22 protein-coding genes are annotated in these 24081 nt (G+C 31.0%); 17 read left to right on the plus strand and 5 right to left on the minus strand.

The features are described from left to right. Positions 1-16: 16 nt before the first annotated feature. Entirely contained in the window at positions 17-1042 is a 1026-nt protein-coding gene (locus tag DES33_RS03160; protein ID WP_110058058.1) for an NAD(P)/FAD-dependent oxidoreductase, read from the minus strand. Between the two features lie 236 nt (positions 1043-1278). On the opposite strand from DES33_RS03160, the gene DES33_RS03165 reads away from it, so the two are divergent. The 4 genes from DES33_RS03165 (at position 1279) to DES33_RS03180 (ending at position 5978) form a co-directional block, all read left to right on the plus strand. Continuing rightward, positions 1279-2355 carry a BMP family lipoprotein gene (locus DES33_RS03165; RefSeq protein WP_094207289.1) on the plus strand — a complete coding sequence of 359 codons (1077 nt, stop codon included), beginning with the start codon at positions 1279-1281 and terminating at the stop codon, positions 2353-2355. A 65-nt stretch (positions 2356-2420) separates the two neighbouring features. Next, a complete protein-coding gene (locus DES33_RS03170) occupies positions 2421-3953 on the plus strand; it encodes an ABC transporter ATP-binding protein (RefSeq protein ID WP_110058059.1) in 1533 nt (510 codons plus the stop codon). Next, positions 3943-5043, plus strand: a complete 1101-nt coding sequence (locus tag DES33_RS03175) for an ABC transporter permease (protein ID WP_110058060.1) — start codon at positions 3943-3945, stop codon at positions 5041-5043. Before DES33_RS03170 ends, DES33_RS03175 begins: the two co-directional genes overlap by 11 nt. Next, positions 5043-5978 carry an ABC transporter permease gene (locus DES33_RS03180; RefSeq protein ID WP_110058061.1) on the plus strand — a complete coding sequence of 312 codons (936 nt, stop codon included), beginning with the start codon at positions 5043-5045 and terminating at the stop codon, positions 5976-5978. The genes DES33_RS03175 and DES33_RS03180 overlap by 1 nt, the downstream gene beginning before the upstream one ends. Before the next feature lie 51 nt (positions 5979-6029). Here the strand turns inward: DES33_RS03180 and DES33_RS03185 are convergent, their stop codons facing one another. The 4 genes from DES33_RS03185 to DES33_RS03200 form a co-directional block, all read right to left on the minus strand. Then, a complete protein-coding gene (locus DES33_RS03185; protein WP_094207284.1) occupies positions 6030-6374 on the minus strand; it encodes a hypothetical protein in 345 nt (114 codons plus the stop codon). Next, on the minus strand, positions 6367-7647 hold the full coding sequence (locus DES33_RS03190; RefSeq protein WP_110058062.1) for a DUF1576 domain-containing protein: 1281 nt from the start codon (positions 7645-7647) through the stop codon (positions 6367-6369). Before DES33_RS03190 ends, DES33_RS03185 begins: the two co-directional genes overlap by 8 nt. Positions 7648-7740: 93 nt before the next feature. After that, the gene (locus DES33_RS03195) at positions 7741-8859 is read right to left on the minus strand and encodes a toxic anion resistance protein (RefSeq protein WP_110058063.1); all 1119 of its coding nucleotides are present in this window, start codon (positions 8857-8859) and stop codon (positions 7741-7743) included. Further along, complete coding sequence (locus DES33_RS03200) at positions 8859-9938, minus strand: 5-bromo-4-chloroindolyl phosphate hydrolysis family protein (protein WP_110058064.1); 1080 nt, start codon at positions 9936-9938, stop codon at positions 8859-8861. Before DES33_RS03200 ends, DES33_RS03195 begins: the two co-directional genes overlap by 1 nt. A 163-nt stretch (positions 9939-10101) precedes the next feature. Here DES33_RS03200 and DES33_RS03205 point away from each other — a divergent pair, with 163 nt between their 5' ends. From DES33_RS03205 to DES33_RS03265, 13 genes are all read left to right on the plus strand, one after another. After that, positions 10102-10506: an NUDIX hydrolase gene (locus DES33_RS03205; protein ID WP_002836712.1), complete on the plus strand. Its 405-nt coding sequence runs from the start codon at positions 10102-10104 to the stop codon at positions 10504-10506. Between the two features lie 4 nt (positions 10507-10510). After that, positions 10511-11428, plus strand: a complete 918-nt coding sequence (whiA, locus tag DES33_RS03210) for a DNA-binding protein WhiA (protein WP_110058065.1) — start codon at positions 10511-10513, stop codon at positions 11426-11428. A 64-nt stretch (positions 11429-11492) separates the two neighbouring features. After that, on the plus strand, positions 11493-14978 hold the full coding sequence (locus DES33_RS03215; RefSeq protein ID WP_110058066.1) for a DNA polymerase III subunit alpha: 3486 nt from the start codon (positions 11493-11495) through the stop codon (positions 14976-14978). Between the two features lie 9 nt (positions 14979-14987). Next, a complete protein-coding gene (gene pfkA, locus DES33_RS03220; protein WP_110058067.1) occupies positions 14988-15947 on the plus strand; it encodes a 6-phosphofructokinase in 960 nt (319 codons plus the stop codon). A 12-nt stretch (positions 15948-15959) separates the two neighbouring features. Then, positions 15960-17717: a pyruvate kinase gene (pyk, locus tag DES33_RS03225; protein WP_110058068.1), complete on the plus strand. Its 1758-nt coding sequence runs from the start codon at positions 15960-15962 to the stop codon at positions 17715-17717. A gap of 34 nt (positions 17718-17751) precedes the next feature. Beyond that, positions 17752-18642: an HAD family hydrolase gene (locus DES33_RS03230; protein ID WP_110058069.1), complete on the plus strand. Its 891-nt coding sequence runs from the start codon at positions 17752-17754 to the stop codon at positions 18640-18642. Continuing rightward, a complete protein-coding gene (locus DES33_RS03235) occupies positions 18629-18874 on the plus strand; it encodes an RNA-binding S4 domain-containing protein (protein WP_094203802.1) in 246 nt (81 codons plus the stop codon). Before DES33_RS03230 ends, DES33_RS03235 begins: the two co-directional genes overlap by 14 nt. A gap of 1 nt (position 18875) precedes the next feature. After that, positions 18876-19250: an FtsB family cell division protein gene (locus DES33_RS03240; protein WP_110058070.1), complete on the plus strand. Its 375-nt coding sequence runs from the start codon at positions 18876-18878 to the stop codon at positions 19248-19250. A 68-nt stretch (positions 19251-19318) separates the two neighbouring features. Further along, entirely contained in the window at positions 19319-19741 is a 423-nt protein-coding gene (locus tag DES33_RS03245) for a S1 RNA-binding domain-containing protein (RefSeq protein WP_094224835.1), read from the plus strand. A 37-nt stretch (positions 19742-19778) separates the two neighbouring features. Next, positions 19779-21134: a tRNA lysidine(34) synthetase TilS gene (gene tilS / locus DES33_RS03250; RefSeq protein ID WP_094224834.1), complete on the plus strand. Its 1356-nt coding sequence runs from the start codon at positions 19779-19781 to the stop codon at positions 21132-21134. Continuing rightward, entirely contained in the window at positions 21124-21684 is a 561-nt protein-coding gene (gene hpt, locus DES33_RS03255) for a hypoxanthine phosphoribosyltransferase (protein WP_110058071.1), read from the plus strand. The genes tilS and hpt overlap by 11 nt, the downstream gene beginning before the upstream one ends. Then, complete coding sequence (ftsH, locus tag DES33_RS03260) at positions 21684-23597, plus strand: ATP-dependent zinc metalloprotease FtsH (RefSeq protein ID WP_094224832.1); 1914 nt, start codon at positions 21684-21686, stop codon at positions 23595-23597. The genes hpt and ftsH overlap by 1 nt, the downstream gene beginning before the upstream one ends. Continuing rightward, on the plus strand, positions 23597-24061 hold the full coding sequence (locus DES33_RS03265) for a DUF5673 domain-containing protein (RefSeq protein ID WP_094207269.1): 465 nt from the start codon (positions 23597-23599) through the stop codon (positions 24059-24061). The genes ftsH and DES33_RS03265 overlap by 1 nt, the downstream gene beginning before the upstream one ends. Positions 24062-24081 lie beyond the last annotated feature (20 nt).

Raw genomic sequence — 24081 nt, forward strand, 5'->3', positions numbered from 1 at the left:
CCTCGCGAGAGGGATTTTAATATTTCATATATTTTTTATCGATATATCTTTTTAGTACGAATGAAAGATGAGAATATAACGTGAATCCTTTGTAGTATAATAGCGCTTTTTCATTTCCACAATATAAAATTTGCATAGGATCAGTGTCTGGAACATAATATTCTAATTCTTCATCGTTCAATGTGTGCGCAATATTTTTCATTAAAATAGGCGATTGTCTTATAGCATACACGCCTGCTTTTGGTAAGTTAGGATATTTGTCGATACTAACACAATCTCCAACGGCAAATATTTTGTCTGAAATTTTCATATACTCATCGGAAATCAAGAAGTTTTTATCGGTTGTATTTAAACTTCCAAAATCAACATTCACACCGCTAGAACCAATGCACATTATCAATTTATCAAAATCTATATCTATTTCATTAATAGAAGATACGTTTTTGTTTTCGTAAACTTTTATACCTTTTTTACTTAATAACTTTCTAGCTTTTTTATTAGCTTTGTCGCTAAATCCTTCCATATTTACACTGCCTCTTGTTACTATGGATATATTCTTGTCGGGATAAATAGTCTTAAGCACGAAAGCTAATTCCAATCCACTTGCACCAGCTCCTAATATAAGAATATTTTTATCAGTATATTTGATTTTTTCTTTTAAATTGATAATTGTGTTTATAGGCTTAGAATTTATTATATTTTCTCCAGTTCCAATAGTTTTTTGAGTCGCTCCTAAATTAATGCTCAAGTAATCGTAGTCTACTGTGTGATTTTTTGCTATGACCTTTTTGCTTTCATCGTCGATTTTTATGATTTTATCGAAAATCAATTCTGCTCCGTATTTTTTACAAACTTTTCTTACGTCAAAGCATATCTCATCATGAGAGTATACTCCTTCCAAAAAAGCTGTATACATACCGGAATAATATTGGTATTCGTTGTCCGTAATGACCGTTATTTTAATATCCGGATATTTTTCTTTTATATTTTTGATTACAAAAATATGTCCGTGTCCACAGCCGCACAAAACTAAATGTTTCATTTTGTCTCCTTCAGTACATTTTTTATTTATAATTATATATATCATACCAGAAAAGCAAAATAATGTTAAATTCATTTTCCGTTTGACAATATTGTTAATAATTGCTAATATTATATTGTATAGAAGGTATCTATATTTACACGATAACAACGTTTACTCTAGCTAATGAAATTCGATAAATTACTATTAAGTTTTTCATTGTAAAAGTGTTATCACAAAAATTTAAGGAGGACATTATGTCAAAAGTTTACAAAAAAATAATTGCTTTATTTCTTTGTTTAAGCATGGTTTTTGCAACTGCATGTGGTGGTGCAGGCAAAGATTCATCTGATAATGGAAAATCATCAGACACTAATGAAAAGAAAGAACAAGTAAAGGTAACTATGGTTACTGACCAAGGTGGAATTAACGATAAATCTTTCAACCAATCTGCTTATGAAGGATTTAAAAATGCGAAAAAAGAAGGATGGTTGGATTTCAGATATATCGAATCACACAAAGAAAATGATTATGCACCAAATATGGAAACAGCATTGGATGATGAAAGTGATGTAATATTTACAATTGGATATGCATTATTTAAAGCAACAGATGCTGCAGCAAAAGAAAACACAGACCAAAAATACGCAATAATCGACAATGCAAACGTAGAAAAAAGACCAAACATGATTGGGGTTTTATTTGCAGATAACGAAAACTCATTCTTAGTTGGATACATTGCAGGTATGACTACTAAAACAAATAAAGTTGGTTTTGTTGGTGGTATGAAGAGTGATGTAATCGACAGATTTGAATACGGATTCAAAGCTGGAGTAAAGGAAGCTGAAAGACAAAAGAAACAACCAATTGAATTCCAATCACAATATGCTGATAGTTATGCTGCACCAGATAAAGGTAAATCAATTGCTAACTTAATGTACCAAAAAGGTGTAGATGTTATATTCCACGCAGCAGGTGGTACAGGTTATGGTGTTATTCAATCAGCTATTGATAATAACAAATATGTAATCGGTGTTGATAGAGATCAATCTGAAGATGCTCCTAAAAACATGTTAGTTTCTACAGTTAAAGGTGTAAATGTTGCTGTACAAAAAATCTCAAAAGATATTAAAGACGGCAAGTTTGAAGGTGGAAGCACAGTAACTTATTCATTAAAAGATGGAGATGCTGTAGACATTGCTTATGCTAAAAATGATTTAGTAGCACAAGATGTTAAAGACAAAGTAGAAAGCTTAAAGAATGACATCAAAGAAGGAAAAATCAAAGTTCCACAAAATGAAAAAGAATTTACAGAATTCGGATTTGATAAATAAGGTTGATAACAGGGATTGAAAAATCCCTGTTTTTATAACTGTTTTTAAAAATGAAAGGGAAAAACATGAACGATGAAAAAAATATTGTTGTAGATTTAAAAGACATATCAAAATCTTTTGGCAGCAATAAAGTACTTGATAATGTAAATTTCACACTCCATGAAGGAGAGGTTCATGCTTTGTTAGGTGAAAACGGAGCTGGGAAGACAACTCTAATGAATATACTTTATGGGTTGTATGAACCTACATCTGGAAGCATTACAGTAAAAGGAAAAACTTTTGATCAAATGACTCCTAAGTTAGCAATACAAACAGGTATCGGAATGGTGCATCAACACTTTATGCTTATAGAACCATTTACTGTTTATCAAAATATTGTTTTAGGAAAAGAAATAACGAGTAAAAACGGAATTCTGGATAATAAAAAATCAATAGATACAGTAAAAGAATTGTCTGAAAAATACGGTTTGATGATTGATCCAGAAGCGAAAGTTTCCGATATTTCAGTAGGAATGCAACAAAGAGTTGAAATCTTAAAATGTCTATATCGTGGAGCGGATATTTTGATATTTGATGAACCAACAGCAGTTTTAACTCCACAAGAAATAGATGATTTTATAAAAATTGTAAAAAATCTTACAGAATTAGGAAAATCAATAATAATAATTACACATAAATTATCTGAAATTAAAGCAATGGCAGATTATTGTACTGTTATTAGACGTGGAAAATTTATCGATAAGTTAAACGTCAAAGAAATCGATGAAAATATTTTAGCAGAAAAAATGGTTGGTCGTGATGTAAGATTTAATGTTGAAAAAGAAGACCAAGAGCCTGGCGAAGTTGTATTAGATATTAAAGATTTGGTTGTAAAAGATTCCAGAAATATTGATGCTGTAAAGAATTTGAATCTTCAAGTAAGGAGAGGAGAAATTGTTGGCGTTGCAGGTGTAGATGGCAATGGCCAATCGGAGTTGATTGAGGCAATTACTGGTCTTAGAAAAATAGAATCTGGAAAGGTTACATTAAAAGGGAAAGAAATTACAAATCATTCTCCAAGAGATATTATAGATTCAGGAATGAATACTATTCCAGAAGATAGACAAAAACACGGACTTATATTGGATTATTCGATCGCTGACAATTTAATTTTGGAAAATGTTAAAAAGAAACCTTTTAGTAAAGGGTTAAAATTAGATTTTGATGCTATTAATGATAATGCAAAACAATTAATCGAAAAATTCGATATCAGACCTAATGATTATCATCAAAAAACAAAGAATTTGTCAGGAGGTAATCAACAAAAGGTAATTATCGCGAGAGAAATATCCAACAATCCTGATTTGTTAATAGCTGCTCAACCAACCAGAGGATTGGATGTTGGGGCAATAGAATTTATTCACAAATATTTAGTGGATCAAAGAAACAAAAACAAAGCAGTATTGTTAGTTTCATTTGAATTAGATGAAATAATGGATTTATCAGATAATATAGCAGTTATATTTGATGGCAAAATCGTTGGAGAAAAACCAGCAAAAGAAACTAATGAAATGGAACTTGGTAGATTAATGGCTGGAGGTGTTGTAGATGAAAAATAACAATGAACAAATTTCAATATTCACAAAGTACAACAAGCTATTCTTCATGCTTTTATCTATCATTATAGGTTTATTAGTTGGAGCCTTGGCTTTAGTATTAGCAGGTTATAGTCCTTTAGAAGCATATAGGCTAATGCTTGAAGGAATATTTAAAAGGCCTAAAAATGTTGGATGGACAATTGTGAATGCTATTCCAATTATATTCACTGGACTTGGTGTTGCATTTGCTTTTAAAACAGGTTTATTCAATATCGGGGCAGAAGGTCAATACATTGTTGGAACAATGGTAGCATTTTTATTGGGATATAATCTTCACTTACCAGCATTTATTCATGTACCTGTAGTAATAATTGTGGGAATGTTAGCTGGGGCAGCTTTTGGAGCACTAGCTGGATTTTTGAAAGCAAAATTTGGAATACATGAAGTTATCTCAACAATAATGCTTAACTGGATAGCTTTTTACTTTAACAATATGGTTGCGAATTATCCAAAATTCAAAGCACCGAACTCAATGGGAACTCACGAAGTTCAAGAAACTGCGAAAATTACATTGATGCAAAATGTAAAAGGACTTCCGAAAGCAATTGATAACTTCTTCAAAGCTCCAATTCACTTGGGATTGATTTTAGCAATTGTAGCAGCAATTTTGTTATGGTATATTTTGAAGAAAACAAACTTAGGATATGAATTAAAAGCTGTAGGTCTTAATCCAGACGCAGCAAAGTACGGTGGAATTGATGTCAATAAAAAAATGACATTATCAATGGCTATAAGTGGGGCAGTGTGTTCACTTGGTGGAATCACTCAAGTTTTAGGATACAGATACACAATTTCTGCATTATCTAGTATGGAAAACTTTGGATTTGATGGACTTGCAGTAAGTTTACTTGCAAATAATAACCCAATAGGTTGTATTTTCTCTGGATTATTTTTTGGTGGATTGAAATACAGCGGTGCCAACGTACAAAGAGTTTTGCATGCGCCAACCGAAATGATTAATATAATAATGGGAACAATTATTTTGTTCACAGCAATTCCATTGATGTTCAGAATAATAAAATCTAGATTTAAAAATAAAGGAGGCAAATAATGAACTTAGTACTTTTAGGATTAGTAATAGGTAATACATTAATCAATGCGACTCCTATTTTATACGCTGGATTAGGTGGTATGATTTCTGAAAAATCAGGAGTTACAAACATCGGACTTGAAGGGATGATGACAATTGGTGCATTAATTGCAGCAACTGTAGGATACTACACTCACAATCCTTGGTTAGCATTTTTGTGTGGTGGACTAAGCGGAATGGTATTTGCATTAATTCACGCAGTTGTATCCATCACATTTGCAGGAGATCAAACTATTTCTGCAATAGCTATAAATTATTTAGGACCTGGTGTTGCATTATTTGTTTCTAGAATATTCTTCGATGGAGCAACTCAAACGAAACCAATTGAGCCACAATTCAAAATTCCAGTATTATTTGATGGAATTCAAAACAAATTCTTGGCTAACGTAATTTCATTACCTGCTACAGTTTATTTGGTATTTGTATTAGTATGTTTGATTTATATATTTATGTACAAAACAAAATGGGGAATGAGATTGATTGCAGTTGGTGAGCATCCGAAAGCAGCAGAAACTTTGAACATAAATGTTTTTTTCGTTAGATACATGGCAGTTTTGTTCTCAGGATTTATGGCTGGTTTAGGTGGAGCTACAATGTCTATTTCACTTGTATCTTCATTCTTCCCTGCATTAGTTGCTGGGCAAGGTTTTATAGCTTTGGTTACAGTAATATTCGGAAAATGGACTCCACAAGGTGTTATGTTAGCAGCTCTATTCTTCGGATTTGCTCAATCAATATCTGTTGTGTTGGGAGGAACAAATCTACCAATACCATCAGAATTAATATCAATGATTCCATATGTTGCAACATTAGTTGTATTGATACTATTTGGTGGAAAAACAAAAGCACCTACAGCAGATGGAATTCCGTATTTGAAAGATGATATAGCAATTTAAAATAATCAAAAAAGGTAGTGTGAATTTCACACTACCTTTTTAAAATTCAATCTAAATTAAATTACGCTCTACATAAAAGCTTAAGATTTTTCCATCGTAAGAAATTATTCCAGAGTCAACCATTGAGCCAAGTAGATTTATATCATTATAATCTGATTCCCATCCCAATAAATTTGCATAATAATCTTCAATTTGAGGAGATCTTCTTACATTGATAAGTCTTTTCATATCTTCAAGATGTTGTGGTGTTTTTGTTGGCATTCCTTCGGCAATAATTATCAATTTATCATCTTTAAATTCTGAATCAATTCTAATACTTTTTGTGTCGTACATGAAAAAATAACTTAATATTTCTGATACAATTAATTTAGCTTTTTTTTCTTCGTTACTAATCATCGTTTTTTAACCTCACTCTCATTAAGAAATTATCCATTTCACTAAATACTGGAACTAAAATACCAGCGACAAATCCTCCTGAAAATCCATTGTTGTACAAATTAACTCCGCCATGAACTACTCCTATGTTGAGAACCATAGCCATGTGCAAAAATCCTGCTAAAATACCTCTGAAAAAGCCAAACTCACCAGCGATTGGAGCAAGAGTCGTTCCAAATAAAGCAGCTAAAAGGCTTGATGTAGATAGAGGATTAACTGTATTTAAAATAGATGCTAGGAATACACCAATTAAAATAGGGATAGTGTTTTTAGGGTGTTTACCAAATGCAGAAAAACCTGTTACAGTGAAAATTCCTCCTATTATTGGTCCACTTATTTTGCCACCTACAATTATGATGTAGCTTGTCGCAATTAGTCCCATAATGCCCATATTAATCATCGTTTGATATAAACCATCAAGCGATATAAAATCCGTCGCTAATCTACCCGAATTGTACATTATATTTTCATATCCATGGAAGGATAAATTATTCTTTATAAATCCTAACAAAAATATGGAAATAAAAAGCAAATACAAAAATATTATTATTCTTATATCATTAACTGGATATATCAAGTTCACAGATTTTATAGTCACATTAAACATTCTTAAAATTCCTACATAAAGCATTCCAACAATTCCTGCTGTAAATCCCATGTTGTATAAGTTATAACCTTGATGAAATCTCAAAAAAGTTCCGGATAAAGGAACCATAATAATTCCTATACTTATTCCAACTAAATAACTTAATATAATTGAATGTACAATAGATAAATTTGAGTCAAATGCTATTTCGCTAATTAGAGGGCCTAATGCACTACCAAATAACGCTGGAAGTATTACAGATGCTCTTGATGTATTTTCTATTTTTGCATAAATCAACACTCCAATAGTTATTGGAATTGTGTTGAAAATATTTTTGCCAAAAAAAGCAAATCCAGTCATAGTGAAAACAGCTGCAACTCCTGGACCAGAAATAACAACATTAAAACTATGTGATAGAATAGTTGATAATAGACAAATCAAGCCAGCATTAAAAAATGCCGCTCCAATATTTGCTAAATACATATAATCAGTAATTAAAGTACAGGGACTTTTAATTATAGTTATCAAACCGTTAAAAATTTCTGTTGGAGAATTAAATAAAAACGCCACTACCATCAGTAATCCAGCTAATGTGTAAAGAAGTTTATAAATCCCCATTGAGTGAAAAACTTTTTCTTTATCTTTCATAAGACCTCCATTTATAATTTAGTATATTTTATTATAAAGAAGTATAAATTTCAACAAAAAAGGAGCGATATTAAAATATCACTCCATAAAATTCTAGTTAGGTTTGTTTAAAAGTCTGTTTTTTAATTCTTGTTCCATTGCCATTAATTCTTGTTTTGCTTTTACTCTATTTTCGTGACCTTCGATTTGTATGTTTCGAACTTCATCTAATGCACTGATAAGTTGCTCGTTAGTGTGTCTAATTGTTTCGACATCAACAATTCCTCTTTCGGTTGCTTTTGCAGTTTCTATAGTACTCATCTTCAATGTGTCAGCGTTTTTACGCAATAAATCATTAGTCAAGTCTGTAACCTTCTTTTGCGCTTCTGCTGCTTGAGAGTTATGATAAACACCTAATGATAAAACCATTTGGTTTTTCCAAATAGGAATAGTATTTACTATTGTAGATTGGATTTTTTCTACCATAACAGCATTTGAAGATTGCACCATTCTTATTTGGGGAGCCATTTGCAAACTCACCATTCTCGTAAGCTCAAGATCGTGTAATTTTTTTTCGAATCTAGTAGCCAAATCTCTTAAATCATTTGCTTTTTGCGCAGTGATAGAATTAGGAGAATTTTCGGCTTCTTTGAGCATATTTGGAAGTTCTTCATTTCTTACTTGATCCAATTTCTTTTGTCCAGCAAGAATGTACATGCTTAATTCCTTAAAATATTGTTCATTTAGCTTATACATTTGGTCTAACAATGAAATATCTTTCATCAAAGTAATTTGATGATTTTCTAAAATTTTTGAAATCTCATCTACATTTTTTTCAGCCTTTTCGTAGTTTGCTCTCAAAGCAGTAATTTTATTGGCACCTTTTTTGAAAAAACCAAACACACCTTTATCTTCAGTTTCATCAAATGATTTTAATTCTGTAACAACGGAAGATAAAAGATTACCAACTTCTCCAAGATCTTTTGTCTTTACTGAATTTAAAGTTTTTTCAGAGAAACTAGCGATTTTCTTTTGGGCTCCAACTCCGTATTGTAAAACTATGTTGGAATTAGATAAATCAATTTGTTTAACAAATTCATCAACAGTTTTTTGTTCCTCAGGAGTAAGGTTAACTTTTTGTTCAAATTCTGGGTAAAAAACTTCATCTTCTTTAATTTCATTTAGTGTAGGTTCTTCTACATCCAAAGTCAATTTAATAGGTTTATCTTCCATTATTCAGCACCTCTCTTAAACATAGTATTTTTCTCAATCAATCCATCTTGTGACAACAAAGTATTCATAACTTCGATTTCTGAGTTAATATTCAAAATATCATCGCTGTACAAATCAGTTAAAAGCTTTGAAAAAGCTTTATTGATATTTTGAATAGCATTTTTAATATCATTTTTTGATTTTTCTACGCTTAATATATCATTCTTTTCATTTTCAAATTGAATGTAGTTTTTCACCAAATTTATAGCAGTTGGAGTGTAATAATCCACGAATTTGTTAAGTCCATTGACATCAGAATTGTCGTTTTGAATTTGATTATTTATCGACACTAACAAATCTTTTAATTTAATGACATCTTGTTTGAAATCAAAATCCTTAACAGATGTGATTAAATTTTCAGTTATCGTAATATAATTAGTAATATCTCTGTTAGATTCAATCTCTTTTTGGTTTTCTTCTGATTTGCTTTCATCTAAATAATGAGCTTTGTAAGCATCGTAGCTTGTTCTATCTAACAAAAACAAATGACCGTTTTCCACGACACGAGCTTGAGGGAAGTATCTTTTGTTTATGAAATAAATTAGTTCCTTACTACATTTTTCAACAGGAAGATTAACTGCTGATGCAAAATCTTCTACGTTTAAAATTTTATTGTCTCCAATTTCTGTTTTGTATCTTAAAAATCGTTGTAATTTTGATGCGTGAATATGTGACAAAAATCCCACAACACCAAAAGCTAAGCTTACCATAATACCAGAAAACAGATCGGGTAAACTATGGGTCAACGATGAGACAGAGCCAAATAAAGTCATAGCGCCTATGGCATAACTAATATTTCTTAGTGCAAAATAACTTTTTGGATTAATCTTTTTTTGAGTTACTAATTTAGAGTCTTTGTTTGCCAGATATTGTTGTTTCGGTTTAGGTTTTAGATTAAATGTGTTCATAACAACATTTAAACCGTTTTTTGATAAATCCAACGCCATATCGATAGATTTTTCTATTATTTCACCAACTTTTGAAAAATCATTGTCGCTTATAGCGTTATCTATATATTCTTCTAATTTGTTTTTCTTCATTTCACACCTTCCTATTACTATTGTATCATATATAGTAGTTGAAATTAAATGAATTTTATTTACAAAAAATCAAATCGATTTTTAAATATTGCTTTGACTTTTAAATATTTTCAATTCAGTTTATAATAGTATTAGATTTTCAAAATAAAATACAGGAGGATATATGGAAGAAATAAGTGCAGGTGGGGTTGTTATCAATAATGGTAATGTTGCTGTGCTTAAAAAGTTCCGTGGTGAATGGGTTCTTCCTAAAGGTAGGGTAGAGAAAGGAGAAAGCTTAGAAGAAACTGCAATTAGAGAAGTTTTTGAAGAATCGGGACTAAGAGCTGAGATTGTTAAGTATATTGGATATGTAAAATATAAATACAGACACATGGATGGCACGAAAGTTCTAAAAACAGTTCACTATTTTTATATGGTAACGAAAGATAATAATATTATCCCACAAAGAGAAGAAGGCTTTGCAGAAGGAGATTTTATGAATCTCGACAAAGCTTTAAGATATGTGCGTCACAGCGCAGAAAAAAATATGATAAAAACAGCTAAATCGTTTATAGAAAAAAGGTAAAGATATGAGCTTTTCATCTGATATTAAAACTGAAATAATAAGTAATCTTGACGATTACGATGTTTTGGCAATGCTATCAGCTTTTACTAAGACAATCGGAACTTTAAATTATAATTCATTGGGTGTAAAGATTACTTTAAAGACAGAAAGTAATCCCGTTGCAAGATTGATATTTTCTAATTTGAAAAAACTTTACAATTATGAGTGTGATATGAAAGTTATTCACAACAACAATCTTCGTAAGAAAAATATCTACGAAATATTGATTGATGATAAGATATCAAAACAATTTTGTGAAGATACGCACACTTCAACTAGCCCTTTTGACTTTGATTTGGGAATTGATGAAGAATTAATTGATTCTAATATCAAGAAAATTAGTTTCCTGCAAGGAGCTTTTTTGGGGACGGGTTTTTGTTATGACCCATCAAAAATGTATCATTTAGAGATGATTTTCAAGCAAGAAAATGTTGGTAATCAAGTAAAAGATTTACTTCAAGGTTTTGGAATAAAATCTTCTATTTTTGAAAGAAGTGAAAATTATGTTTTGTATATCAAAGAAGCTGAAGCAATTTCTGATTTTTTGAGTTTGGCTAAAGCATACAATAGTGTTTTAAAACTTGAAAATATCAGAGCATTCAAAGATATAAAAAATAATGTCAACAGAAGGTTTAATTTTGAGACAGCAAATTTGAATAAAACTGTTGATGCTGCTTTGAAACAAAAGCTTATAATAGAAAAAATTGAAAACACGATAGGTCTTGAATCGCTAGATCCGCTATTGTTGGAATTAGCTTATGCCAGAATAGAAAACCCAGATGTTTCATTAAAAGAATTAGGAGAAATGATGACTCCTAAGATTTCAAAATCTGGAGTTAGTTACAGACTTAATAAACTTAAAAAAATTGCTGATGATTTATAATTGTCAGCAATTTTTCTTTTAAAATAACCAAACTTATTATAAAATAAGGCTAAAGGAGTTTGAAATGATAGATACGTTTACGCATTTACATGTTCATACAGAATACAGTTTACTAGATGGATTTTCCCCAATAGAAAAACTTTTAGATAAAGTTGAAGAATTGCAAATGAAATCCATCGCTATTACTGATCACGGTAGTATGTTTGGAACAGTAAAGTTTTATAAGGAATGCAAAAAAAGAAACATAAAACCTATTATTGGTTGTGAAATCTACACGACTAATAAGGATCATAAAATTAAAAATCCAGAAAATAAATTCTACAATCATTTAGTTCTTTTGGCTAAAAATCAAATAGGTTATTCTAATTTGATGAAAATTGTGTCACTTGGATATGTTGAAGGATTTTATTATAAACCAAGGGTGGATAAGGATACTTTGAGAAAATATTCTGAGGGAATCATTGCTTTGTCTGCGTGTTTGAAAGGAGAAGTACAAGAATCTCTAATTAGATATGGATATGATAAGGCAAAAGATGTTGCAAAGGAATTAAAAGATATTTACGGAGAAGATTTTTACTTAGAATTACAAAACCATTCTTCTCGAGAAGATATGGTAGTTATGGAAAATATTCCAAAAATCGCTAAGGAATTAGATATCGGACTTGTGTGTACTAATGATGTTCATTATATCGAAAAAGAAGATTATAAAATACACAATATTTTGATTTGCCTTCAAACAGGCAAAACAATCGAAGAAGACAATAAAATGAGCTACATTCCAGGGGAGTTTTTTCTAAGAAGTGAAGAACAAATGAGAGATTTGTTCAAAGATTATCCCGAAGCAATCGAAAACACGAAAAAAATTGCAGAAATGTGTAATGTTGAACTTGAATTCGGTAATCTTCATCTACCTTATTTTGCGATTCCTGACGGCTTTACAAACAGTAGCTATCTAAAAAAACTTGTTTTTGACGGACTAGAAAAAAGATTTTCAAATGATGACAGATTAGAAGAAGCGAAAGAAAGATGCGAATATGAGCTATCTGTAATTGAAAAGATGGGATATGTCGATTATTTTTTAATCGTCTGGGATTTTATTAGATTTGCAAAATCACAAGGCATTCCTGTTGGACCTGGACGTGGTTCTGCAGCTGGAAGTATTATAAGTTATTGCTTAGAAATTACAGATATCAATCCATTGGATTACAATTTAATTTTCGAAAGATTTTTGAATCCTGAACGTGTTTCTATGCCAGATATAGATATAGATTTTTGTTATGAAAGAAGAGAAGAAGTAATAGATTACGTAGTTAATAAGTACGGCGAAGATAAGGTTGCTCAGATTGTAACTTTTGGAACAATGGCAGCTAGAAATGCAATAAGAGATGTTGGAAGAGTTCTTGCTATGGATTTTAAAACTGTGGATGATACAGCCAAGAAAGTTCCTAATCTTTTGAATATTAATATAGACAAATCACTAGAAATTTCTCCGGAATTTAGAAAAGCTTACGAAGAAAACCGTGATGTAAAAAAATTAGTCGATGTTGCACGAAGAGTTGAAGGAATGCCACGTCACACATCAACTCACGCAGCTGGTGTGGTTATATCCAAGCTCCCAATCATGGAATATGTTCCGTTGGCAATTAACAAAGATGCTGTCATTACACAATTCAATATGACAGAACTTGAAGAGCTTGGACTATTGAAGATGGACTTTTTGGGCCTTAGAACTTTAACTGTAATCAGTGATTGCATGAAATTTATCAAAAAAAATAAAAATATAGATGTATGCTTTGAAGATATGGACGAAAATGATCCTAAAGTTTTGTCAATGTTTACAGTTGCACAAACTTTGGGAATATTTCAATTTGAATCGCAAGGCATGAGAAACTTTTTAAAAGAATTGAAACCAACTAAATTTGATGATTTGATTGCGGCAAATGCTTTGTTTAGACCTGGTCCAATGAATGAAATTCCGACTTACATTCACAATAAACACAATGAAAAAGATGTTGAATATTTATCTCCGTTACTTGAAGATATTTTGAAACCAACTTACGGTACGATTGTTTACCAAGAGCAAGTTATGCAAATTGTACAAAAAATCGCGGGATTTAGCTTGGGAGAAGCTGACAATTTGAGACGTGCTATGAGTAAGAAAAAAATGAAAGTTATGGAAGATGGTAGAAAAGAATTTATCTTTGGAAAAGAAGATGAAGATGGAAATATTTTGATTGAAGGAGCTATTAGAAGAGGAGTCGGTGAGGATATTGCAAATAAAATCTACGATTTGATGATAGACTTTGCAAAGTATGCATTCAACAAATCTCACTCTGCAGCTTATTCGTTAGTAGCAATGAGGACGGCTTGGTTAAAATATTATTATCCAGTAGAATTCTTAGCAGCGCTTATATCTTCGGTTATGGGAAACACTTCACAACTTTCGTTGTATATTGAAGAAGCAAGAAGACTGGACATAAAAATTGAGGCGCCAGATATCAATTACAGTCTAGATAAATTTGGTGTGAAAGATAATTCTATAATTTATGGATTGAAAGCTATAAAAAATGTAGGAACGAATTTAATAGAGCAAACAATTATTTCAAGAAATGAAAATGGTAAATTCAAAAGTTTTAGAGATTTTGTGGAAAGAATTTATGCAAAAGATAAATCAGCTATAAATAAAAGATCCATTGAATCGTTAATAAAAGCAGGAGCATTTACATCTCTAGGTGAAACAAGAGCTACATTAATGCTTCAATACCAATCTATCATTGACTCAGTTCAATCAGGTTTAAAAAACAACGTACCTGGTCAATCAAATTTGTTCGATATGTTTGAGTCCAAAGATGACGATGAACGAGACGATTTTACTAGAAGAGAAGAGTTCGATAAATCAGAACTTTTGAGAATGGAAAAAGAGGTATTGGGTATATATTTATCAGACCATCCTTTAAGAACTTACTCAAACATCATAGAGAAATATTCTAATTTTTCTACAGGGGACTTAGAAGATGATGCTTACAATGAGAAAAACTTCGACGGGAAAAGAGTTAAAGTCGTAGGAATAATTGAATCAATCAATAAAAAATTCACCAAAAATCAAAAGATAATGGAATTTGTTAAATTTGAAGATCTGTATGGAACTATGGAATTGATAGTTTTTCCACAAAAGTACGAACAATATTCAGATATTTTAAATGAAGATGAAATTTTGATTGTGAGTGGAAGATTGAATATTATTGAAGGAGAAGATCCAAAAATTTTGGTAGATAACATTCAAAGTATCAAAACTATTTCAAACGTTGAAAAACAAGATGAAACACAGCCAAAATTATTTTTAAGAATTACAAAAAATATGCCAAGTTATATCTTGGATAAAGTCAAACCAATACTACTCAATAGCAAAGGGAATACTCAATCAAATATATATTTTGAAGAAAAGAAACAAAACTACTTGCTTGGAAATGAATTTAGAATTTCTTGTGAAGACAATACTATTGATCAATTAGTTTCTTTACTAGGAAGAGAAAATGTAGTTTTAAAATAGAGGTTAATTATGAAAACAATAGCAATATTGACAAGTGGTGGCGATGCACCTGGAATGAATGCCTGCGTTCGTTCTATAGCTAGAACTTGTATTTACAATGGAATAAGAGTAATGGGAATAAGATCTGGATATGATGGTCTTATGAATGGAAATATTTACGAAATGAATGTGTCTTCAGTTGCAGATATTATCCACAGAGGTGGAACTATTTTGGGTTCTGCTAGATGTAATGAATTTAAAACTGAAGAAGGTCAAAATAAAGGCGCACAAATATTAAAGGATTTCGGAATAGATGGACTAGTCGTTTTAGGGGGAGATGGTTCATTTAAAGGTGCAAGTGCACTAAGCAAAATAGGAATATCTACAATTGGAATTCCTTGTACAATTGATAACGATATGGGTTATACTGATTATACGATTGGATTTTTTACTGCCGTTGAAACAGTTAGTGATGCGATATCAAAATTAAGAGACACATCTTCAAGCCATGGCAGAGCAAATATAATTGAAGTTATGGGAAGAAATTGTGGAGATATTGCTCTTTATTCTGGTGTTGCATCTGGAGCAGAATCAATCCTAGTTCCTGAAGTAGAATTAAATATCGATGAAGTTACAGAAAAGATAGAACGAGGAAGAAAAAGGGGAAAGCTTCATCATTTAATCATGCTTGCTGAAGGAGTCGGTGGAGCTTACGATATTAAAGACATAATTGAAGAAAAAACAGGAGTTGAGACAAAAGTTACAATTTTAGGTCACGTTCAACGTGGAGGTACACCTTGTACTTTTGATAGATTAATGGCAACTCAAATGGGAAATTTGGCAGTAAAATTAATCATGGAAGAAAAAACAGGATTAGCAATAGCTATGAAAAACAATAAGATAATCACAGTTCCAATAGATGAAGCAGTAGCAACAAAAAGAAATTTCAGAGAAGATTTGTACGATATATCTAAGGAAATTTCAATATAGATAGGAGTAAATATGTTAAAGAAAACTAAAATAGTATGTACTATAGGTCCGGCATCAGATTCTTTAGAGACTTTAAAAACATTGATGCAAAGTGGAATGAACGTGTGTAGATTGAACTTCTCACATGGAAGTCATGAAGAGCATTTACAAAGAATAAAAAACATAAAACAAGCACGAGAAGAATTGGATATGCCAATAGCTATTATGTTGGACACAAAAGGTCCCGAAATTAGATTGGGAGATTTTGGAGTTGATCAAGTTCAACTTTCAATTGGTGATCAATTCACATTAACTACAAGAGATGTAACTGGAGATCAAAATATCTGTTCTGTGAGCTACAAAGGACTTCCAGATGATTTGGATATCGGGAAGAAAGTATTGATAGATGATGGATTAGTTGAATTAGAAGTTGTAGAAATAAAAGATACAGATGTGATTTGCAAAGTTAACAACTACGGTATTTTGAAGAGAAAAAAAGGAGTCAATATTCCAAATTCAAAAGTAAAATTACCAGCAATCACTGAAAAAGATATTTTAGATATAAAATTCGGAATTGAAAATGGAATTGATTATATAGCTGCATCTTTTATCAGAAAATCACAAGACGTATTAGATATTAGAAAAATTTTAGAAGAAAATAGCGGAAACGACATAAAAATAATATCTAAAATTGAATCACAAGAAGGCGTGGATAATTTGGACGAAATAATCAACACTTCTGATGGGATTATGGTTGCAAGAGGAGACTTGGGCGTAGAAATCCAAACTGAAATTATGCCTATTGTTCAAAAAGAAATAATCAAGAAAACTTCATTAGCTGGAAAACCAGTTATTACTGCGACACAAATGTTAGATTCTATGATTAGAAACCCAAGACCAACCAGAGCGGAAGTTACAGACGTAGCGAATGCGATTTTGGACGGTAGTGATGCTGTTATGCTTTCTGGAGAGACTGCGGCAGGAAATTATCCAGTAAATGCTGTAAAAGTTATGAATGATATCGCAATTAATACTGAAAATTCTGAAGAGTTTAAAGAAGCTGCGAATAAAAGGTTGAAATGGTTGGACATTACAACAACAAATGCAATAAGTATTGCAACTAGAAGTATTAGTGAACAATTGGAAGCAAATGCGATTGTAGTTGCTACAACTTCAGGTTCAACAGCTAGAAATGTTTCAAAATATCGTCCGTTGTCACCAATAGTTGCAGCTACTACATCAGAAAGTGTAATGAGAAAACTATCTTTAATTTGGGGTGTTCATCCAGTTCTTAGCGAATTAAGTGAAAACACTGATGAAGTAATTGATAGATCAATTTCTGCGGGTATCAAAAAAGATTTGGTTCACGAAGGAGATTTAATTATAATCACAGCAGGCCTTCCGGTTGGAGTTTCTGGAACTACAAATTTATTAAAAGTACACACAATTGGTGATATTTTGATTGAAGGAACAGGAATTGGTAAAAAATCCGTTACTGCAAAAGCTAGAGTTGCTAAAGGTGTAGAAGATTTGGCTTCTAAATTTGAAGATGGAAATGCAATTGTATTGTACAGTTTGGAAAGAGAATTCGTTCCATATATTCAAAAAGCTTCTGCAATTATTGTGGAAGAAGGTGGCCTAACATCACCTGCTGCAATTGTTGGATTGCATTTGGGAATTCCAACGATTGTAGGATGTAAAGATGCTGTAAGTAAAATCAAAGATCAAGAAATTTTGACTATTGATCCAATAGCTGGGTTAGTTTATCGCGGAGCAGCCAAGATTTTATAACGGTAATGTGGTACAATAAACTTAGAGGTAGAAAATGAATACTGTAATATTTGATATGGATGGCGTAATAATTGATAGCGAAGTAATTTATATTGATTTTTTCAAAAAAGTACTTCAAGATTTTGACGTCGAAATATCTGAAGAAGATTTGTTTTCTCTTGCTGGTTTGAGTCAACAAAAAACCGATGAATTTTTGAAATCAAAACTTCATAGAAAACCTGAGGAAGTATATAGTTTGATGAAAAAATACATCGATGATGATAAAATAAACTACAGTTCTATAGTAATGGATGGATTTTATCCATTATTAAAAGAGCTAAAAAGAAAAAATTTCAAGATTGCATTAGCATCTTCATCACCAAAAAAAACTATTAATAATGTTTTAGAAGAATTAGATATAAAGGATGAATTTGATGCGATAATAAGCGGCGAGGATTTTAAAGAATCAAAGCCAAATCCCGAAATTTACATTAAAACATGTGAGATTTTGGGAGTACGTCCCAAAGATGCTATTGCAATTGAAGATTCTGATTACGGTATTGATTCTGCAAAGAATGCAGGATTAACAGTAATTGCCAGAAGAGAGAATAGATTTAATTTTAAACAAGACAAAGCTGATTTTATTGTCGATAATTTACAAGATATTAAGCTTATATTGGAAAAATTTGAAAAAGAAAAAAATGGCGTTTACAAAATCAGAAGAAAATCAAAAGAATTTGTAAAAGCGATGTTTTTTATTGATCGAGAATCTTTCAATGATAATGTGGATGATTGTGATATTTATTGTTTATATCGAAATGATAAAATGAAATCTGCAATCATAAAAAAACATGATAAAATAATATATAAGAATGTAGAATCAGAGTTGGATTATAAATTAATACTAGAAGGAATAGAAAATAAGGAAATAGATGAGATTAGATAAATTTTTAAAAAATTCAAGGATTATTAAAAGAAGAACCGTAGCAAAAACTGCTTGCGAATCCCAAAGAGTGAAAATCAATGACAAAATCGCTAAACCTGGAGACAACGTAAAAGTCGGAGATATAATTGAAATAAGTTTTGCTCAATCGGTTTTAAAGGCAAAGGTTACTGAATTGATAGATAATCCAAAGAAAGACGATGCAGATAAAATGTTTGAAACTTTAGGAGATTAAAATGAATGCCAGGGATAATCAGATAAGAAAAAGAAGAAAAAACGTTAATAAATTTAGAATAATAGTTTCTGCAGTAACTATTTTTGCTTGTGCTACGTTGTTATTTACAATTTTTAAGCAACAAATTCAAATCAGAAACATTAATAATGTTAAGTTGGAACAACAAACAAAGAAGAATGAACTTGAAAAAGAAATAAAAAAATTATCTGAAGATTCCAAAAACTTAGACAATCCTGAGTTGATAGAAAAATATGCCAGAGAAAAATTAGGTATGGTAAAACCTAACGAAGTTTTGATTAAGGATGAAAAGGAAAAACCAAAAAAAGACACAAATTTTACACCGTCGCCAACTTTTGACAAAAAGCCTGATAAATAATTATTGACACCGTTTTTTTAGTAGTATATACTGGTATATAGTATTATATTAGGAGGAAGATATTGCGTATGTCTATATCAGTGGGCGATATTGTTGAAGGTAAAGTAACAGGAATTACTAAGTTTGGGGCATTTGTAGAATGCGAAGACGGAACTAAAGGATTAGTTCATATTTCACAAATTTCTAATGATTACATAGAAAAAGTTGAAGATGTGTTAAAAGTTAATGATGTAGTAAAATGTAAAGTCATGAGCATTGAAGATAATAAGGTTAGCTTTTCAATAAAGGAATGTCTTCCGAAAAAAGAACACAAAAAAGAATTTTCAAAGAAAACTTATTCAGAAGATGATAAGAATTCAAACAAAGAATCTAGCAAAGAATCAAGTTTTGATGATTTACTTTCTAAGTTTATGAAAGAAAGTAACGAGAGATTAGATTCTATTAGACAAAGAGAGAATAAAAAGTTTTCAAAGAAAAGAAAGTATAATTAGGAGTAACGCCGCAGATTTATGCGGCTTTTTTATTATTATGGATTTGATACACAAAATAAAAAATACTATCATCAGAGAAAACTTAATACAAAAAAACGACAAAATTTTGATAGGATTATCAGGTGGGGCAGACTCAGTATTATTATTCAATGTTTTATACCAACTAAAAGATGATTTAGGTTTTGAGATAAAAACATGCCACATTAATCATTCTTACAGAGTTACTGCCGATCGAGATGAAAATTTTTCAAGGGAAATATCTGAAGAAAAAAATGTTCAATTTTTTTCAAAAAAAGTAGATATGAAACAATTTTCCATCGACAATTCTATTAGTTTGGAAGACAGCGGTAGGATTTTAAGATATAATTGTTTCAACAAAATTTTAGAAACAGAGAATTTCAATAAGATTGCTGTAGCACACCACTTGGACGATCAAGTGGAGACTTTTTTCTTACATTTGTTTAGGGGAAGTGGAATTGATGGATTGTGTGGAATACAATATCGAAACAAAAATGTAATAAGGCCACTTTTAGATGTATCAAAAAATGAAATCCTAAATTATTTAGATAGCAATAATATTGAGTATGTAACTGATGAGACAAATTTCATAGCCGATGTCAAAAGAAATAAAATTCGACTTGAAATGTTGCCATATATTCAAGAAAATTTCAATAATTCTATAAACGAATCGATATATAGGACTATAAATATTTTACAAGATTCAAAAGAAATAATTGACGATATTACTAATCTTAAATTCGAAAAATTAGTTAGTCAAAGAAATGGTGAATATTCTATAGATGTAAAATTATTTGAAATCGAAAAAATCTCTATTCAACGAAATATAATTAGAAAACTTTTAATTGAATTAAATGGGTCTAACCAAGATATTAGAATGGCTTATATAGATGATATTATAGAATTATTTGATTTAAAAAACGGCAGGGAATATATATTTAAAGACTACAGTTTTTTCAAAAGTTATGATAAAGTAATTATTAGGGAAAATGTAGACAACAAAAAAAGTCAAAGTGTAAAATTTGAACTTGGGACAATCATTTTTGGGAATTTTAAAATTAGTAGTTATCTAACAAAAAATACTAATATTAAACCTTCAAGAAATAAAATGGTTTTTGATTCTAAAATTCTATCACATAATCTTGTTTTACGAAGAAGAAAAAATGGAGATAGAATTAAATTAAAGGGATTTACCAAGAAAATTAAAGATGTATTTATTGATAATAAAGTTTTACAAATTGAACGCGATAATTATCCCATTTTGAGCGATGAAGAAAATGTATATGCTATTTTGTCGTTGAAAAGATCAAATTTGTACATGAAAAATTCTAACAGCAAAGAAGTTTTAGTTATAGAGGTGACTTATGAAAAGTAATTTATGTGATGCAGTCGAAAAGGTGCTAATACCAAAATCAGAAATCGACAAAAGAATTGAAGAATTAGGACAAGAAATCACTGAAAAATACAGAGATAAGGGAGAACTTATCGTAGTTGGTATTCTAAGAGGCGCAGCGATGTTTATGAGCAATTTAACATTGAATATCGACTTAGAAGTTGGAATAGATTTCATGGCAGTATCAAGTTATGGACATTCTTCGGAATCGAGTGGAACTGTAAGAATCATCAAAGATTTGGAAGAAGACATCGCCGGCAAAAATATCCTTATAGTTGAAGATATTGTGGACAGTGGTCGCACATTAAATTACTTGGTTCGAAACTTAATGGATAGAAAAGCAAAATCAGTTAAGATAGCGAGTCTTTTGGATAAACCTGAAAGAAGAACTAACGAAGTTGATGTTCAATTCAAAGGTTTTACTGTACCTAATGAATTTATAGTTGGTTATGGATTGGATTTTGCACAACAATTTAGAAATATTGAAGATATTTGCATATTGAAGAAATCTTTTTATGAAAAGGAGATTTAATGAAAAAAGTAACTAAAAGTTTAGCGATTTATCTTGTTCCAATTATTTTAATAGCTTTTTTCGTGACTATGACTCAAAACAATACATTGAGCACAAAATATTTTACTGTCAACGAAATGATTGTAAATGTAAAGAAAGATAATGTTAAAGAAATTGTTGCAAGAGGAAATGATATAAAAGGCGTTCTAAAAGATAGCAAGGGTACTCCTTTTAGAATGTATATGCCCCCAGAAATGTGGGAAGTTTTTTACAATAATTATCTGAAGGAATCTGTTGAAAACAACAAGATAGTTTTGAAGACTGAAAAAGATCCTGGCAAACCATGGTATGTTGATATAATGCCAACCATATTAATTATAGTCGGGCTTGGAATAATTTGGTTTATGTTTATGAATCAAACACAAAACTCTGGAAATTCTAAGGCTATGAATTTTGGAAAATCAAAAGCAAAACTCAACCAAGATTCAAAAGAAAAGGTTGTGTTTGCTGATGTAGCGGGATTAAAAGAAGAAAAAGAAGAATTGATGGAAATTGTAGATTTTCTGAAAAATCCTTCTAAGTATATAGACATTGGTGCAAGAATTCCTAAAGGAGTTTTGTTAGTGGGGCCTCCAGGAACTGGTAAAACATATTTATCGAGAGCAGTCGCAGGTGAAGCAAAGGTTCCATTTTTCAGCATTTCTGGTTCTGATTTTGTCGAAATGTTTGTTGGTGTCGGTGCATCGAGAGTTCGTGATTTGTTTGAACAAGCTAAGAAAAATGCTCCTTGTATCATTTTCATCGATGAAATAGACGCAGTAGGTAGAAAAAGAGGAGCAGGACTTGGCGGAGGCCATGACGAAAGAGAACAAACGTTGAATCAATTACTTGTTGAAATGGATGGTTTTGGAAAAAATGAAGGCGTAATTGTAATGAGCGCTACTAATAGACCTGATATTTTGGATAAAGCATTGTTGAGACCTGGAAGATTTGACAGAACTATTTATGTGGGACTTCCAGACGTGAGAGAGAGATTAGAAATATTAAAAGTTCACACAAAAAACAAAAAACTTAAATCAGATGTGGATTTGGAGAATATTGCAAAAACAACTACTGGTTTTTCTCCAGCTGATTTGGAAAATTTGTGCAATGAAGCAGCACTTCTTGCAGCAAGAAATAATGAAGCAGAAATTTCAAATGAAGTGTTCAAAGAAGCATCTATAAAAGTTGTTGCTGGTCCAGAAAAAAAATCACAAGTTGTAATAGAAAAAGAACGTGTGCTTACAGCTTATCACGAATCTGGTCATGCGATTGTATCCGGATTCTTGGAAGATAATGACAAAGTTCACATGATTACAATTATTCCTAGAGGAAGAGCCGGAGGATTTACTGCATATCTTCCACAAGAAGATGCGAAATTTATGACTAAAAGACAAATGCAACACAAATTGATTTCGCTTTTAGGTGGACGTGCAGCAGAAGAAGTTGTGCTTGACGATATCTCCACTGGAGCAAGTAACGATATTGAAAGAGCAACAAAAATCGCACATGCAATGGTAACAAAATACGGTATGAGTAAGAGATTGGGACCTATGATGTACGGTGGAGATGACGCTGAAGTATTTTTAGGTGAAGAGCTTGGTAAGAACAAGCAGTATTCTGACAAGATAGCTTATGAAATTGATTCTGAAATGAGAGAACTAATCGATGAAGCGTACAACAAAGCTTTAAATATTTTAAATGAAAACATCGATTTGTTACATGCATTGGCAAACAGACTTTTAGAAAAAGAAACTATTGGCCAAGAAGAATTCGAAGCTATATTTGACAAATACACTAAGACAAAAATTCACGAAAATGAACCAAAAGAATTAGTCGATATAAGAAAAAAAGACGAAGAAATAGAAAACAATATAGAAAATCAGGAGAAATAATGAGCGCACAAAATATTATTAATGTGATGTATATATTGATTTTGCTTTTTGGATTGAAGCAAATGTACAATGTATACAAAGTCAAAAAAAATATTGGTAGAGTCATCAAAAACTTTAACCAAAGAAAAAGAGTTTTAATGATGGTTGCATCATATTCAATTGTAATATTGGGATTATTGTATCTTTACCAACAAAAAACATGGTTCCCATTAATTTATATATTACTTGGAGTAATATTCATTTATTTAACATTCGAAAAAATCTCATTCACAGATAAAGGGATTTATTTCAATGGATTTTTGGCTGAATATGAAGACATCAAACAATGGAAATACTCCAAAGATAAGAGATTTTTGGAATTAACTTTGAAAAATTCCAAAGCTACTAACAAACTTATTCCGATCAATCCAAGCGATGCTTCTGAAATGCAAGTAATCATAAAAAAGAATAAGAAAAAACAATAAAATACTTGACAACAAAACTG

Origin of the sequence: Finegoldia magna (assembly GCF_003182075.1) — a bacterium.
Taxonomy (GTDB): domain Bacteria; phylum Bacillota; class Clostridia; order Tissierellales; family Peptoniphilaceae; genus Finegoldia; species Finegoldia magna.

Coding starts and splice junctions, on each gene's coding strand:
- DES33_RS03240 (WP_110058070.1), top strand. CDS start 18,876: ATGAATGCCAGGGATAATCAGATAAGAAAAAGAAGAAAAAACGTTAAT.
- whiA (WP_110058065.1), top strand. CDS start 10,511: ATGAGCTTTTCATCTGATATTAAAACTGAAATAATAAGTAATCTTGAC.
- DES33_RS03165 (WP_094207289.1), top strand. CDS start 1,279: ATGTCAAAAGTTTACAAAAAAATAATTGCTTTATTTCTTTGTTTAAGC.
- DES33_RS03235 (WP_094203802.1), top strand. CDS start 18,629: ATGAGATTAGATAAATTTTTAAAAAATTCAAGGATTATTAAAAGAAGA.
- DES33_RS03205 (WP_002836712.1), top strand. CDS start 10,102: ATGGAAGAAATAAGTGCAGGTGGGGTTGTTATCAATAATGGTAATGTT.
- DES33_RS03185 (WP_094207284.1), bottom strand. CDS start 6,374: ATGATTAGTAACGAAGAAAAAAAAGCTAAATTAATTGTATCAGAAATA.
- DES33_RS03245 (WP_094224835.1), top strand. CDS start 19,319: ATGTCTATATCAGTGGGCGATATTGTTGAAGGTAAAGTAACAGGAATT.
- DES33_RS03265 (WP_094207269.1), top strand. CDS start 23,597: ATGAGCGCACAAAATATTATTAATGTGATGTATATATTGATTTTGCTT.
- DES33_RS03215 (WP_110058066.1), top strand. CDS start 11,493: ATGATAGATACGTTTACGCATTTACATGTTCATACAGAATACAGTTTA.
- ftsH (WP_094224832.1), top strand. CDS start 21,684: ATGAAAAAAGTAACTAAAAGTTTAGCGATTTATCTTGTTCCAATTATT.
- DES33_RS03200 (WP_110058064.1), bottom strand. CDS start 9,938: ATGAAGAAAAACAAATTAGAAGAATATATAGATAACGCTATAAGCGAC.
- hpt (WP_110058071.1), top strand. CDS start 21,124: ATGAAAAGTAATTTATGTGATGCAGTCGAAAAGGTGCTAATACCAAAA.
- DES33_RS03170 (WP_110058059.1), top strand. CDS start 2,421: ATGAACGATGAAAAAAATATTGTTGTAGATTTAAAAGACATATCAAAA.
- pfkA (WP_110058067.1), top strand. CDS start 14,988: ATGAAAACAATAGCAATATTGACAAGTGGTGGCGATGCACCTGGAATG.
- DES33_RS03180 (WP_110058061.1), top strand. CDS start 5,043: ATGAACTTAGTACTTTTAGGATTAGTAATAGGTAATACATTAATCAAT.
- DES33_RS03175 (WP_110058060.1), top strand. CDS start 3,943: ATGAAAAATAACAATGAACAAATTTCAATATTCACAAAGTACAACAAG.
- pyk (WP_110058068.1), top strand. CDS start 15,960: ATGTTAAAGAAAACTAAAATAGTATGTACTATAGGTCCGGCATCAGAT.
- tilS (WP_094224834.1), top strand. CDS start 19,779: ATGGATTTGATACACAAAATAAAAAATACTATCATCAGAGAAAACTTA.
- DES33_RS03160 (WP_110058058.1), bottom strand. CDS start 1,042: ATGAAACATTTAGTTTTGTGCGGCTGTGGACACGGACATATTTTTGTA.
- DES33_RS03190 (WP_110058062.1), bottom strand. CDS start 7,647: ATGAAAGATAAAGAAAAAGTTTTTCACTCAATGGGGATTTATAAACTT.
- DES33_RS03195 (WP_110058063.1), bottom strand. CDS start 8,859: ATGGAAGATAAACCTATTAAATTGACTTTGGATGTAGAAGAACCTACA.
- DES33_RS03230 (WP_110058069.1), top strand. CDS start 17,752: ATGAATACTGTAATATTTGATATGGATGGCGTAATAATTGATAGCGAA.